General features: G+C 42.4%; 10 protein-coding genes. 3 read left to right on the top strand and 7 right to left on the bottom strand.

What is annotated here, in order from left to right:
• Both K7X70_RS22530 and K7X70_RS22525 read left to right on the top strand, forming a co-directional pair.
• Nucleotides 1-1,347: an HlyD family secretion protein gene (locus K7X70_RS22530; RefSeq protein WP_222539164.1), complete on the top strand. Its 1,347-nt coding sequence runs from the start codon at nt 1-3 to the stop codon at nt 1,345-1,347.
• Between the two features lie 4 nt (nt 1,348-1,351).
• Nucleotides 1,352-2,746 carry a TolC family protein gene (locus K7X70_RS22525; RefSeq protein WP_222539163.1) on the top strand — a complete coding sequence of 465 codons (1,395 nt, stop codon included), beginning with the start codon at nt 1,352-1,354 and terminating at the stop codon, nt 2,744-2,746.
• 17 nt (nt 2,747-2,763) lie between these two features.
• Here the strand turns inward: K7X70_RS22525 and K7X70_RS22520 are convergent, their stop codons facing one another.
• From K7X70_RS22520 to K7X70_RS22500, 5 genes are all read right to left on the bottom strand, one after another.
• Entirely contained in the window at nt 2,764-3,183 is a 420-nt protein-coding gene (locus K7X70_RS22520; RefSeq protein WP_222539162.1) for a DUF2141 domain-containing protein, read from the bottom strand.
• Between the two features lie 102 nt (nt 3,184-3,285).
• Nucleotides 3,286-4,314, bottom strand: coding sequence for an NAD-dependent epimerase/dehydratase family protein (locus K7X70_RS22515; protein ID WP_222539161.1), 1,029 nt, complete (start codon nt 4,312-4,314; stop codon nt 3,286-3,288).
• A gap of 170 nt (nt 4,315-4,484) precedes the next feature.
• Nucleotides 4,485-5,801 (bottom strand): chromate efflux transporter, encoded by a 1,317-nt coding sequence (gene chrA / locus K7X70_RS22510; RefSeq protein WP_222539160.1) that lies wholly within the window; start codon nt 5,799-5,801, stop codon nt 4,485-4,487.
• 351 nt (nt 5,802-6,152) lie between these two features.
• Nucleotides 6,153-10,079, bottom strand: a complete 3,927-nt coding sequence (locus tag K7X70_RS22505) for a Dyp-type peroxidase (protein ID WP_222539159.1) — start codon at nt 10,077-10,079, stop codon at nt 6,153-6,155.
• Between the two features lie 131 nt (nt 10,080-10,210).
• Nucleotides 10,211-10,915 (bottom strand): peptidase associated/transthyretin-like domain-containing protein, encoded by a 705-nt coding sequence (locus tag K7X70_RS22500; protein WP_222539158.1) that lies wholly within the window; start codon nt 10,913-10,915, stop codon nt 10,211-10,213.
• Between the two features lie 165 nt (nt 10,916-11,080).
• On the opposite strand from K7X70_RS22500, the gene K7X70_RS22495 reads away from it, so the two are divergent.
• Nucleotides 11,081-11,401 (top strand): hypothetical protein, encoded by a 321-nt coding sequence (locus K7X70_RS22495; RefSeq protein WP_222539157.1) that lies wholly within the window; start codon nt 11,081-11,083, stop codon nt 11,399-11,401.
• Between the two features lie 101 nt (nt 11,402-11,502).
• Here K7X70_RS22495 and K7X70_RS22490 read toward each other — a convergent pair whose 3' ends face one another.
• Complete coding sequence (locus K7X70_RS22490) at nt 11,503-14,871, bottom strand: DUF7379 domain-containing protein (RefSeq protein WP_222539156.1); 3,369 nt, start codon at nt 14,869-14,871, stop codon at nt 11,503-11,505.
• 9 nt (nt 14,872-14,880) lie between these two features.
• The gene (locus tag K7X70_RS22485; RefSeq protein WP_222539155.1) at nt 14,881-15,651 is read right to left on the bottom strand and encodes a hypothetical protein; all 771 of its coding nucleotides are present in this window, start codon (nt 15,649-15,651) and stop codon (nt 14,881-14,883) included.
• Nucleotides 15,652-15,661 lie beyond the last annotated feature (10 nt).

The following is a 15,661-nucleotide window of genomic DNA, read 5'->3' as shown; positions in this document are numbered from 1 at the left end:
ATGCTAAATTTATCTGATCAGAAAAATACGCAGCAGCATATATTAGACCGCTATAGTGCAGTTAAAAACCTAGGCAACCGACCGCATTATAAAATATTGAACCGGTTGATTCTTGCGATATGCATCATTGGGATCATCGTTCTTTTTCTACCCTGGACACAAAACATCTCCGGATCTGGTGCCGTAACGGCTTTAAAACCTAATCAGCGGCCACAAACCATCAATACGGTCATCGCCGGAAGGATTGAAAAGTGGTACGTACAAGAAGGAGATTATGTAAAAAAGGGTGATACCATCATTTTTCTCTCCGAAGTGAAGGAAGAATATTTTGACCCAAAGCTGTTAGAAAACACGAAGAACCAAGTGGATGCCAAGAAAATGGCACTGCAATCTTACCAGGGAAAAGTGGCTGCACTAAATGCTCAGGTGAGCGCTTTAGAAGGTGAAAAAAACCTGAAACACCAGCAGGCAAAGAATAAAATCAGACAGTCACTTTTGAAAATAGAAAGCGACAGTATGGATTTTGAAGCGGTTAAAATACAGCTTAAAATTGCCCGTACACAAGCAGAGCGCTCCATTCAGCTCCAAAAAGAAGGATTAAAACCACTCACCGATGTGGAAGAAAAGCGATTGAAACTACAGGATGTACAGGCAAAAGTCACTACCCAGGAAAACAAACTATTGACTTCCAAGAATGAGCTGATCAATGCCCGACTGGAAGTGGAGCGCCTTTCCGCAGAATATGCGGAGAAAATATCTAAAGCGAATGGCGATAAATACACTACTCTCGGCAATCAGGCCGATGCTTCCGGGCAGCTGAGTAAATTGGAAAATCAATATGCAAATTACAGCATTCGAAATGGCATGTATTACATCAAAGCGCCCCAGGATGGGTATGTAAACCGCGCCCTGCAATCTGGATTGGGCGAAACCGTAAAAGAAGGTGTACCAGTTGTGAGCATTATGCCTTCAAAATATGAGCTGGCTGTAGAAACGTTTGTCAGCCCGATAGACATGATTCTTTTGAAAAAAGGTGAAAAGATCCGCGTATGGTTTGACGGCTGGCCAACGATCGTATTCTCCGGATGGCCGGATATGTCTTATGGTACCTTTGGTGGAAGAATTGTGGCCATAGAGAATTTTATCAGTCCAAATGGCAAGTACAGGGTATTGATCGCACCAGACCCAGAGGAAGACCCATGGCCAAAGCAATTGAGTATGGGCTCCGGTGCAGAAACCATTGCTCTGCTGGAAACCGTGCCCGTATGGTTCGAAATCTGGAGAACTTTAAACGGTTTCCCTCCCAACTATTATCAATCGGAAAAACCTGCTACCGCTAAGAAATAAACCCATGAAAATCAAAATATTAATCCTGATCAGCTGTCTTTTCTGCGCTTTACCGAGCCTTGCACAGGAGCTCAAACCAGAAGTGCTGACTTTTACAGAGTTCCTGGGGTATGTAAAAAAGTACCATCCGGCAGTGAAGCAGGCAGACCTTTTGCTGAGTAAAGCCGAGACTGCCCTCATGATGGCTCGTGGTGGATTTGATCCTAAACTGGAAGTCGATTTCAGCAATAAACAGTTTAAAGGAACCGAGTACTATTCCTTATTTAACAGCAGTTTTAAAGTGCCCACCTGGTACGGCATAGAAGTAAAAGCGGGTTTCGACAGTAATGACGGCAATTACCTGAATCCACAAAACAGGACGCCAGACAACGGCCTGACTGCCTTGGGCATCACTGTTCCTTTAGCTCAGGGCCTATTGATTAACCAGCGGATGGCCGACATTCGGATTGCTAAAATCCAGCTGCAGCTGAGCAAATCTGAACGCCAGTTACAAGCGGTAAACATCATTTATGATGCTTCTACTGCTTATATCAACTGGAAAAGAACCTATGATGAGGCTAAGCTTTACCGGGAGTACCTGACTTTTGCCGAAAAACGGGCAGAAGGAATAAAAAAACTGATTAAGGCGGGAGATAAAGCAGCAGTAGACAGTATAGAGGCAGGAATTGTCATTAAAAACAGGCAGTTAAATTTAACAGAGGCCGAGCTGAAATTGGCTAAAGCGAAACTAGAGCTTTCCAATTACCTATGGATTGAAAACATTCCGATGGAATTAAAGGAAACGATGGTTCCGGAAGCAGCGCTGGAAAACGACCTAAAACCTGCACTCAATTTTGATGCGCTGATCCCCGACAATGATGTTTTAGCCAGCCATCCCAAGCTGATGGCCATGCAGCAGAAAATAGAAATCCTAACCATTGAGCAGAAATTAAAGCGCAATATGTTATTACCGAAATTAGATGTTGGCTACAGTTACTTGTCTGATCCCTCCTATTTTAATGACTTTCAATTGGGCAATTATAAGTTTGAATTGAAGTTTAGTGTACCCCTTTTCCTGAGGAAAGAAAGAGGTGCTTTGAAGCTGGCGCAACTTAAAATATCCGACAGTCAGCTGGACCTCAATCTGGAGCGCTTACAACTGAAAAACAAAATTACTGCGCAGCAGGCGGAGATCAAATCTATACAGCAGCAAATGGCGATTACCAATTCACTGGTCAGTGATTATGATCAGATGCTGCAATTTGAAGAAAGGTTATTTTTAATGGGAGAAAGCTCTGTATTTCTGTTAAATTCCAGGGAAAACAGCCTTATAAGCACCAAATTGGCCAAAATTGGGCTGCAAAACAAGTTCTTAATTTCTAACGTAGACCTGTTTAGGATAAGGGCAAATACAGAATAGAGTGGTCTTATCACTACTTAGTAGTGCATTTTGATCACCATATTGGTTCCCTGCTCCTGCTTAAACTTCGTATCTTCAAACTTTGGCGCAGACAATTTAGGGATGAAATTTCTAGAGAAAGCGTAGCCTTCTTTAGGGATGCCCAGCATATTCGTATTACATTTTCCGTCGCCATTTTCATCATGATAAAGTGCCACTGCATATTCTCCGGCAGGCAAATCATTAAAAGTGAAAGTCTCCGTTCCTGCTTTTACCTCCTTGATCATCGTTTTATACTCCTTCCCCGGTTTAATAAACGAGGCTTTGCTGTTGTACAAACTCACTTGAATTTTTCCTTCCAGATGGTTGATATTGGTGACCGTTATTTTTAATGGCCCTTTTTGTGCGTAGCCGAACTGAACGGCAAAAAGCAATGCGATTCCTATGATATTTTTCATATAAGTTTTCATTTTTTGATCATTTATTTAATTGAGAATCTGCTCCATTGTATATTTAGAGCAGCATCTTTTCTATAAAAAGCGGGTCTTTGCGGTGATTGGCTAAAGCTTATTGAAGAACCGTGCAGACATCTTTTTGTCTTTGTGCAGCAAAGCATGAAAAGGTTCTGATTTTTTCAGCAGATGACGTTTAATAGAACCCCTAAATACGGAGGCCATTGTTTTCTTTAAGGGTGATACGGATTGCTTTAACTTTGTAAAATAATGTTCCAATGTATCCCTTCTGAAATGAAGCAGTTCTTCCAATTCATCACCATCCGCATAATATCCGCAATGAAAATTCTTCTCCGCGAAAGCGTTTGAGGGGAAATCCAGGGCTCCTAAACCGAAGGCTTCAAAGGATCGGGTAAGGAAATCCTGATAACTGATCCGGCAAAGCGCTCCGCCACCAAGGTTAAAAGTCTTACCAGATAATTCGCTGCGTTTTGCCAGTCCATTGACGAAAGCTCTGGCAGTATCTTCGGGTGTTAAAATCTCCATAGAAGTGGCCAAAGGCATGTGGAACATGATCCCTGAGGGCTTGTGGTTACCTGTACCCATAATTGCAGCCAGTCTGAAAATACAAAAATCCAGTCCACTGTTTCGAATGTGCTGTTCCGATTCTATTTTGGTGACCGCATAATGGTCTTCCAGACTTGGTGATAAAGGGTCTGAAGTTTTAATCCAGGGCGTATTTAGACGATCTCCATAAACAGAAATCGAGGAGCTGTACATCATAAATGCGTCCGGAGAATATTGCTTTAAAGCCTGGATCAGGTACCTTGTCCCATTTACATTTACATCATAAGCCAGTCCTGGTTGTTCATCTGCTAAAGGTGGTATAATCGCCGCCAAATGAATCAGGAAATCCTTTTCTACACAAACTTCTGCGACCTCTTCTGCATTGGTCAGGTCCCCATAAACTACGTTTACCTGTTTTTCATAAGGAGACAATAGTTTAACAGCGTTTTTCGTCTTTTGATCAAAGGCAGTGATCTCATATTTATCAGCTTGCAAGACCAGTTGTTTCAATACTTCAAAACCCACAGTTCCTGATGCTCCTGTCAATAAAATTCTCTTTTTCACTTTCATAACCACTAATTAATTTTGTAGACAAGAATTTATTTTTCATTCCTAATCATTTATTAATAAGCATTTATTATTCCAAAAAACTTAAAGCACCAGTATAAGGGTTCATTTTTGACTCTTACATCCACCGTCAATCCACTTAACATCAACTAGATACCACATCAAAACACCCCCTAATAAATAATATGCCCATAATGCAGCAGGCCAAAGATTAAGCTCATTCCAATGATGATCAGCTGATTTACTTTATATTTTTTCATTAGGATCAAGCTGATGATCACCCAGATGACAGCGGCTATATCCAGGTTTTCAAATCTGACTCCTCCGGGGAAAACAACATCTTTCCCCAGGAATAACGTGAGGTTAAGAATCACTCCTACTACCGCAGCAGTAACAAAACTGAGGACATTGGAGACTGCGGTATTTCCATGCACTTTTTCAATGATCGGTCCGCCTACAAATATGAAAAGAAATGAAGGTAGAAAAGTGTGAAAGGTAGTCAGCCCCAAGCCCAGCACCCCCATGGAAATGGAGGCATCAAAATGATGGTATGCCGCCATGAATCCTACAAACGCAACCACAATGATCAAAGGTCCTGGCGTGCTTTCGGCCAATGCAAAACCATCGATCATTTGCATTTTACTGAGCCAATTAAGCTTGGTAACCGCATATTGCGCGACATAAGGCAGCACCGTATAAGAGCCTCCAATGGTCAAAAAGGCCGTTTTAGAGAAAAAGAGAGTCAGTTCTCTCCAAAAGGCAAAATCACTCGTAAAGTAGTATAAGAGAAAAGAAGGTGCCATCCAGATCAGTATAAAGACCAGGATTTGCAGGACCGCAATTTTCCAATGAGTTCCAGTTCCAAGGGCCACTGAATCCTTGTTGAAATGGTACTCATTTTCGGGAACCAACACCAGCTGTTTATTGCTGTGGTCCTGACGAATTAAATCAGGCCATAAAAAGTGAAGGGCGATGGCTAATCCGATGGTTCCCAGAATGATAAATACCATAGCAGTATTAAAAAAGAAAATGCAGGAAAAAGCGATGGCTGCGAGCACTACATGATAAGGTGTACGCAGTGCTTTTTTACCGATGCCCAGCAGTGCCACGATGATCATGGAAATTACGGCCGGCTTAAAGCCATCAAACATGGCAAACATCAAAGGCTGATTTCCAAAATAAACATAGCAGATGCTCAGCAGCAGCAGGATCAACATGGCGGGCAGCACAAATAAGATTCCTGCTGCCAAACCACCTTTTTTACCATGAAGCTGCCAGCCCATATAGATGGCCAGCTGCTGCGCTTCCGGCCCCGGCAGCAGCATGCAAAGGTTTAGTGCATGAAAGAAACGGCTGCTGCTGATCCATTTCTTTTGATCTACGAGGTAATCGTGCATGATATTGATGTGGCCGACGGTTCCGCCGAAGCTGATCCATCCTAATTTAAACCAAAATTTTAATGCTTCTTTGAATAAGGGTTTTATGGTCATGTTAATTTTTTCTGCCCATAGCAATACCCCTTCCCCCTAATGGGATTTTTAAGCTGATGCTAAAATTATGCAGGTTACGAAAAAATAAAACTGAGCCGCTGTTTCCGGAATTAGCGGTAGTTTTAATTGATTATTTGTTGTTTCTGGCCTGAAATTAGGCATAAACATTGGAATAACAAAAGAATCAGGAAGGTATTTTAAGCTTGATTTTAAGGGTAAAATGCAGCCTCACAAGACAACAACGGCGCTGCGTTTTACACGGATATCACTATAGCCCGACCGGGCCTTAGAGCGTTTTAAAACAGCAGCTCAAAACCGAATGATTTTTGAGCTGCTGCAAGGTGTTTTTATTTATTCTGCTGCCATTTTCTTATGGAATGGACATCCAGTTATTGCATTTCCTTCTTTTTTTATCTCAATTGGTGTAGAAACCGGCCTTCTGCGGTGCTGATCCTGTACGAGTGGGAAAACAGAAGTAAAGAAATTAGACCAGCCACCGGTCCTAACCCTCAACAGGTTGTATTGTTCTGGCGAGACTACCGCTTTCTCGAAAGTATCTGCATTGGCCACGGTAATCGTTAAAATATTGGATGATTGTCCAGCGGCAAATTGCTGCATAATTCGAATGATCTTATCTACCGGAAATTCCTCGTCTATGTTAAAATCGGTAGGTGCTCCATCGGTCATCAGTTCTGCACCTTTTCCCTGAAATCCAGCCAATGCTTCTTCAAAGCCGGCATATTGAGGTTCGATTGGTAAATCCGCCGGACTTGGCGCTGCACTTAAATCTCCGGCTACCGTTGTTCCCAGTCTGCGGCCATCGGCACTTGCGCCATTCCAGGCTCCCATTTCCACATGGTTTTCAAAGGTTCCTACACCTGGCTGAATCTGAATTCCAAATGGAAATTCTTCGCTGCCATAGGCCTGTGCCAGGTCTTTCAGCCTGATGTACATTTGCGGCAGAGGATTGGTAAAAGTTTGCACAGAAATCCTGGCAATGCCTTCTACAATTTTGTTTCCAAAAGTATCAATTCCTTCATGCCCCCTGCCGTAACGCGGTAAGGAAAGTGCAATTTCCCTCAGGCGTTTAAATCGGTCTGAGCGACCAGTGATGCGGGATTCTCCGGCCAGGTTACTGATAAAAGGCTCGGTCATTTTATGACCCCAATCGCAGCATAGGCATTCCAGTAATTCTGGTAATGTAGTCACTGCATTTTTATCATCAAACACCATTGTTTTAATGGCATATAAGGAATTGATGGTGGAACTTAAGGCAATGTAACAAGGTCCATAAATACTGTATTTTGTACCACCGCTATAGAAATCCTGTCCTTTTGCCAAACAATCATCCATCAGCACATTTAATATTGGCGAAGGGCAGAATTTTGTATTCGCACCATAGCCCATCAATTGTCCGTTGAATGCTTTACGATTCAGCAATTCAAAATGTTCAAAGTAAATCCGGAGTAATTCGTCGAAGCTTTTAATCTGATCAGCGGGTTTCGAATTGAGGGAAACCGTTTGTCCGAATAAATAGGATTGCCCGGCAGAAGAATAAGTCCTTCCTTGGTTTAACGCACATTCCAAGGGTTGCAAGGTAGAGAATCCGCCTAGAGAAAACCAGTTTTCTCCTGGGAACTGTGGTTCATAACAGCCATCACAGGCATAGTTCTGTGCCGATTTCATTGTCACCGCAGGATTCCAGTTTTTCGTTTCCTCTTTTAAGTTGCCGCCTACGCCGTCGCCGCTATGGTAAAGTCCTTCAATGATTTTCTCATCGTTGAGCAGGATGGGATGCGCTCCGCCCGACAATACCGCATGTGCTGCCGCTTCCAGTAATTCCTGTGGAATGTCTTTTCTGGTACGCAGGGAAAGGCATGGCGCATTTAAAGGGAGCCTTCCTGAAGCATGAATAAACAGCTTTGTGAGCTCATTATATGCAGGTTTTGTTGCTTCAAAATCCAGTGTTCCATCGGCAATAGTCCCACCCACAGTAATTTGCTGGATCCATTGCCCCAGGGAAGCTCCTTGTGGATATGGGCCGGAACTGCCTCCCATGGCTAGATTTCCAAATGGCTGATGATCTTCCATAAAGATGCGGTTCTGCTGTACTTTCTCATCAAGTTTGATGTAGAAAGCGTCGATAATTTCCTGTGCTTCTGCTGAAGATATCTCTCCTTTCTCATAGAAAGGCAGTAAAAGCTGGTCCATCCTACCGATCGCTGTCGGCTCCCCATTCAGGTGCAGACAACTGTGCAGAGTAAAGATAAACTGTACAGCTTCCAGAAAAGTATCTGGCTTATGATCGGCCAGTTTATACATCCGGTAGGCGATAAATTCCAGGTTTTCTTTTTCCCAGACCTGTCCATCCGACATTTTTGCCGCGGTTGCTCTGGCCAGTTTCCCATAGTTGCGGAAGTATTCAGAAATCCCTTCCAGCGACAAGTATGCCGAACGGTAAAAGTCGCTTTTCTCCCGGCTTGTGGCTTCTTTTTCGTAGGCCAGCACCTCCTCTTTCATTACTGACAGGCCTTTATGAAGTGCTTTCTCATAATGTGGGATCACGTGACCTACTCCAGATGCCTCAGAAAGATTGCTTAAAAATCCATCCATACGCTCTTTTTCAGAAAGATATTTCATCACATAACGTCCTTCTCCTAAAGACAGGTTTGGCATGGCGCCCACAATAATTTCTTCCGGGGAGATCCGGTAGGTATCGGAACCATAGACCACTTCTCCTTTATTTTCAAGGAAGGAAGAGTATGGGACTAAAGTACCATCTTTCATCCTTATTTTCCTTCCTCTGAAACCGTAGGATGGATCACTGAAGAGGTGCAAACTGAGCCTGACGGCCCAGCCTTTCCTCACCATAATGGATTCTTTCATGATGTCGGCAGGCTTGTCTGCCCCTTCATATTGATCCATATAATAGCGGAGATCTTCTTTAATTTCTTCCTGTTTGCGGTTGAAATACCAATTGTCCTGCCACAGGGAAAAGATATTTTCCAGCAGGCTGAGGATTCGGTTTGATGGCGGACTAAAAAATTCATTGCTTCTGTTGATGCCCGTAGACATCGTGAAAAGGTAATTTTGGTGGCTGTAATACATCAGGCCATTTGGCGATGCATCCTGATAATGTCGGTCTAATCTTGACCAGTCTACGCCTGGAAACCTGGACCAGTCTCCATCCTCTACAGCACTAAAATCATTGGAATAACCTTTGATAATGTTCAGTTCCAGATCTTCTATGCTGGGAATATAAAATAAGCCCCCAAGATCTGATTTCAAATGATTGAATAAACGGTCATTCATAAAGCCATGATCTGCACCGATCTGGTTACTCATAATATTTTCAAGGATACTTGCTTCTTTAGAGAAACCCGCGAAATAAATCCCTTCTTCATCGGAAAGGGTGACTGATTTAGGTGCTCTAAAGCCATTGGCCGATTGTTTGGCCCTTCCAAAAGGGAGGCCTAGGCGGAGTACTGGTGTAGTATTTCCATTTTCATCCTGAATCCTTGCTGATTTGATATGACTTCTCGAATCACGGTCTGGAATGATGGTATCATCAGTTTTCCGGCCAATCAAGTCTTCGATCTGATCTTCTGTGAGCATATTGATCTGGTTCCAGTTGATTACGAAACGCTGTGCCAGCACAAAAGAACCTCCAAAATGCGCCATATCTTCCCCACCAATCAAGGTATGTTTGGCTACTGTAATCGGATCGGAAGGATTGTTCAGGTTTTCCGAGAACCGGCAGCCCAGTACCTTGCCTTTATGTCCGTCTTTTTCATTTGATTTTGAGGCTGCTTTTTGTGCAAAATGATCTTTGGTATCTTCTTTTAATCCTTTAAGGATCAATTCCAAGACCAGATCGCAGGCCTTTTCATCGTCACTTTTAATGTGGAACCAAATATCGCCCTGCGCATTGTCAAATACACCTTTAGAGGCATCGAATACTTCGGAGGTAAAAGGATCCTCTTTTTCAGGAAAATTGAGGCGCATTCCTTTGGGTAAGGTGCTGCCATCTTCTTCACAGATTGCCGCCCAGTTTTTAAACGAAATCCCCAGGATTGCGGAAGTGTTTTTACTGGCCAGTGCTTCATTGTTGGTGATTTCTTGTCTCAGGTCTGCCATTAAATGGGCAAGCTGAGTTTTGTCGACTGCCTTTTTCATCCAGAAGGTACTGAAAATAGCATAAGGAGAGGGGTAAACTAGTCCACGCTGGCAATGTTTCCAGACTTCATCCAACCTTGCGTCGAAATTTAGTGTTTTCATAATTGAGAGTTTTTAGGAATGATTAGTTCAATGCGTTAACTACGTATTTCAAGTAAAAATACGTAGTTAAATTAATCATTATTTTCCCTAAAAAAACGGATACCACTACTGTGTTTTAAAAACAAGTAGATCTACCTGTATTTTAAACTAGGCAGTTTTTTCTGTGCTTCCGGAAGCTGTTTGAATTCTTTGTAGGCATCCATAATGTATAATTTCAGTTCATCATGGCCCATCTTTTCCAGGGCTTTAAAGGTTGGCCTGTACATGACCATAAAGCCATCCAGCTCTGCACCTTCCAATGGGCAAATTGCTTTCACCGAAAAATTATTGAAACGCTGGTCAATCGCTCTTTCATTCGGTTCTTTTTTCATCCGGCGTACAAATTTCCTGGCATACCTTCCTTTTTTACTGAAATAAGTTAAAGGGCTGAACGACAGTGGGCGGTTCACATTGAAAACAAAAGCTTTCGCAGCGCGATAGGCATCCGCATATTCCTGTTCCGGATTAAAGGCTGTTCCTTTGATTTCTATGGTCTGTAAATCGTATTTATTCTGCTGTAAATATCGCCTAACTGGTTTTAAATTGACTAGAAACAAAGTATCTATCCGGTAACCAGGCTGCATAAAAACTAAGACATCATTTGGCATTGCAGGAATCTTAAACTCCCCTTTCTTGTTGCTGATTGTTTTTTGGTGGTTGCTGATATTGAATATTTCCACATATTCCTGTAATTCCAGCGTATCTCGATCTGCAACTGTCCCTTTAATTTCCTGCGCCAGTACGGAGCTTGTCAAAAGAAAAGAAAGGCAGAGAAAAAAGAAAAATTGAGCGCGCATAAAATCTTTTAACTTATTTTAACAAAAAGCGCAATGTTTTATTCCGCTATTTCTCCGGGATATTACATTCGGGATAAGTCCTTTTGCTTGCCAAAGACGTCTGAACGCGTAAAAAAATAAAGGAATTATATAATCTTCCACAAAACTGGTATATTCGTGGCAATTATGGGTTACGCAAAAGAAAGAGGAAAGCTGGAGAAGCTATCAGGAAAAATTGTTGGTCTGGATATTTATAATGAGAAAAACTTCGCTATTCTCGTTGACAGCCATGAAAAATACTCGCATACCATCAGGATTCTAAAAAACAAAGAGCCTGAATTGTTTATGGATTTATATACCAACGAGTTACAACAAATCAAAGAAAGCAGAAAAGCAGTTAAAGAAAGTGAAACAGATGAGGCTCGTCAGTCGACTTTCATTCTATATAGAGATACACTTGTAAGTGTGATGGAAAAAACCATTAACATTACAAAAGAGACCAATTAATTGGTTTAATGAAAAAATAAAAAGCCTCAGATAAATCTGAGGCTTTTGTGTTTACAAGCATGTTATTCTTTGGAATGCTGAGCTTATCATTCCAGGATAAATTAACGGATGATGTCCAGCGCTTCTTTTGTTAAAAAGTAATTCAAATGATCACATGCTACGGTATGTAATGTCGGTTTGTGTTCCGCCCAAGCCTCCGCTCCTTCCAATACGCTGATACTTTCATCAGTAACCGCAATATCGTTGGGCTTTCTAAACAGCAATACGTCTAAAGAATCATAGACCCCACGGGTCTTGATCCGGGCAAACAGCTTCCCTATTCCGCTGGCAATCTTATCGAAATCAGGAACAATTAACCGGGTGTCTCCAGCAATGATCGTATAGGGAATTTTTGGACTGGCTCCGCTGTTTAGATGTCGGTAAAATTCACTTTCCGCATCCATTTGTTTGAGGGTATGCTGAACGCCATTCAGCAATTTCCCTACTCCTGAAAGCAGGAACATCCAAGGCTTCAAAAATGCGGCACCGTTCATGGCGTAAGTCAGCAGCACCTCTGCCATATCCCTCACATCGGCCCACGGGGTGCCATTATTTGGCGTTCCCAGCATCACCAGATGATCTACCACCTGGTCGCCATCCAGTTTTTCAATAAAGTAACGGCTCAGCAGGCCACCCATAGAATGGGCGACTATCGTTAGCCGTTTATGATCGCCTGGTTTAATGCCAGCTTCATTTAACCTACTTTTAAGTAAAGCAGCAGTATCTTCGAGCGGTGTATTTAAATTTTCATAATCAAAGGCCATTATCAAGTCAAAAGCATCCGATAATTTACTGCCATCTGATCTTGTAAAATGAACACTTTTCAGCATGCCTTCTGTATCTCCGATAATGCCATGGATAAATAGCAGGATATTTTCAGCAGCCGCGACCTGATCAGCTACCTCTTCAACATGATAGGTCACTTCCCCGGATTTGCTGACCATTGCTACTGCCAGACGCGGATAATTATAACCGAATCCCAAAGTATCTCCAATTACCTTTTGAAAATAAATCTTAATCGATCCGAACAGACTTTTATCGGTAACCAGCGGATCTGCACCTGTTTGTGAGGGCAAAGTATCCACTACAATATTCCCCTGATTATTGGTATATCCTACAGGATAATATAAGCCAAATTCCGTATCAAATCCTACCGGAACCACACGTTCTTCGGCCATGGATCTGGTTTTATCCGGTACAATGATCAGGGGATTTTCTGTATTAACCACTTCTGGATTTTGGACTTCCGTTAGCTCCAGTGCATCAAGTACATTTCCCGTTCCAGTAGCAAAAAGCAAATCAAAAGGCGCAGTATTCGAATTTTTTCTGAGCAGATCTGAAGCGATCCCTTTCTCTGCAGATTTGAAAACAAAAGAAGAACTGCTGAGCTTAACTTTTGCTTCGAGTTTAGCCGGGTTTTCAATTTTGAGTCCATTGATTTGGGTAATTTGATCCGCCGACAAAGGGACTTCCTGTAATGGCCTGGAAATACAAAAACCAATGAGCTCGGTTTTCCAGTCGTTCAGAGGTAATGTCTTCAGTATTTGACTGCCAAAGCCCCTGGAGTTGATCTCGAACTCCTGTCCCTCTTGCATTTGCTGTGCCAATTCAATCCCTTCGACATCATAAATCCCTAAGTCAATTTTATCTGTGGAAACGAAAACTTTTAGATACTCTGTGATCTGCTGATAGCCTAGTTCCATGAACTTATCCTGGAGGTGCAGTGGAATCACATCGGTTGGCACAGCACCCATATTGAAAGTCAGCCATGCGGTTCTCCCCGCGCCTACTGTGATGGCTTCAGAGATTTGAGTGACGCTATAATCTACCCCAAGGTAAGTACAGCAAAACCAAAGCGGCCCCGGGCTGTTATTGCTGATGCTTAATCGAAAAGCCGGTTCTCCCCAATCCTGATCTTTTCTTTTGTAAGGGAAATCATTGATCGCTTTAATCGGTATCTTTTCAAAATTATCCAGCTCGGAATTAAAGGGCAATATATTCCGGTAAAGCGTTAGCTGGTAAGTATCGGAACTAAAAGAGGTAGTAGGATTATCGAGCATTTTTAGCTGTGTCCATTTACTGACCGCTTCTACTTTCTGAAAGAAAATATTTGCTGTTACCTCATTGTTAATCTGCAACGGCTTAAATACCGGAATATTGGAATCCGGCAAAGCCAGATATACCTCTCCTTTGCTTTGATGAATAAAATACTGCCCAGTCTGATCACTCAGCTGGAAATATATAGAATCTCTATTTCCGGCCGTAGTTTTCAATAGCGTTTGCAAGGCCTGATCCAAATCTGGGGCAAATGACAAACTGAAGGCTGGCATACGCAGTCTCTTAACAGCTGCAGTATGTATCTGATCTTTACTCCCCAGTTCCAGTTTACTTTTAATCGTGGAAATATCAGCTGAAATTGCGCCAGTGACAGCGGTTTCGCAAAGTCCATCCACAACGACTATATCGCCTGGATTTACATCATTCAGACGCCCCGCTTTAATGCACCAGCTGCCCAGCTCCGCATCATAATATACCGCATACAAGGGATTGGCGGCAGCATTTGTTTGTGATAAAAACAAATGCTCTTTTTCGGAGCCTGGCCAAGTTCCGTTAAAACTCAGCTGAGGTTCCTGATTGCTCACAATATTGCCCACCAGGACAGAAACATGGTCAATTAGGTTTTTATAACTGATCAGTCCATCATATTTGTACAATGTTTTCAACAGAGAATAAGTAAAGACTCCTCTGTTTAAACCATCTATAACCAGCTCTTTAGAAGTCTGATCATCCCTGGAAGCTGCAAAATGGATGTTTTTACTTTGTTTCACAGTAATCCGTTGCTGATCATCAGAAATAAGGTAGCCGGGTTCAGCATCCACCAGTTCTCCATACCCATAATAATCTTCTATTAGGGCAGCGGCAGTAGATGGCGGCATCATCCTCGACTTGAGTTCAGAATTGTTTTCAAAAGCCTTTACAATTGTTCCTGAATGGCAGCAGTCGGTAAAAGCAAGAAAGGTCACTTCTGGTTTGTTCTTAAATGTTTTCCAGGCAAGGAAACTAAATTCCTTATCCGTGACATCCCTCCCATTGCCCACCCGACTATCGATACAAACAAATGACTCATTATAGCCATCAGATTCTGTCCAGAATTCTTTTGGGGCAAGGGTAAAAGAACCATGACCACTGTAATAAAAGAGGCAGAAATCTCCAGCGGCAGCGGGTTCAAAAAACTCAAAGCTTTTCAGGAAGTTACTCCGTGTTGGCTGCGTTCTTTCCTGATCCGTTAGTTTGCTGACGAACAACTGCTGATTATTCTGCTGAGCGAAATGTTTTAAATACTCTTCAACAGCGATGATATCCTGGATACATCCCGACAAAGGTTGCACCGGATACCCATTAATACCGATCAATACTGCGTAAATGGCCATGGTTCTTTTTTATTGATCTTCCAATTGCTTTAATTCTTCATCTAGAAAGCCCTGAACTTTAAACGGTTCTTGCTCTAGAATTTCGGCGATACTTCTTTTTTCCAGCTTTTCTGAACCAAATAGCGGATGTACCAACCCCATCACATTATAGAGTGGTGTGAGCCCGTTTTGCGTTAAAAATTTCAGGGTGCTTCCACTTTCTCTGGCTACAGAAAGACCTAAAGCTGCATCTGTCAGCTTTAAATCACCTGCGGCTACTCCGGCCTTTGCCTTCAGATCCAGACTTCCGTTTTTACTATTGGAGATAATGATGGTGGCCGCATCTGCCTGAATTAATTCTGTGACTACCAGCCAGTTTTTATCCCAGTTGCTGTTTTGATACTTCTCTTTAATTTGCGATTCAATCTCTTTTAAATTCACAATCTGAAGAGTCTTATATCCGGAAATTTTAAAGACCACCCCTTCTTCACCGGTAAATTTAATCTCAAATCCAGCATCTGCGGCAGTCAATGCACTGCCCACTGTAGGTGCAGATCCGGAAAGCTTGATGCCGATAGAAACCTTATCGCTGGAGGTATAATCCAGGTCTGAGGCTGAAGGATCTGCTTTTATTTCGGGTGTAATGCCTTCCGCTTTCAAAGAAGAGTAAACGGTAAACACACCGGAACCATCCAATTTGCCAATCATGCCAATTTCCAAAGGTTTGCCTGGATCCCAGGTTGCTCTGTAACCAGTTTTGGCATTCATGTGTTTCATGTAAAATTTGTAAGGTGTTGCCATAATGATCTAT

Source organism: Pedobacter polysacchareus (assembly GCF_019802255.1).
GTDB lineage: Bacteria > Bacteroidota > Bacteroidia > Sphingobacteriales > Sphingobacteriaceae > Pedobacter > Pedobacter polysacchareus.
Note: the sequence above shows the minus strand (reverse complement) of the source record. Positions and strands in the feature narration are given on the sequence as shown.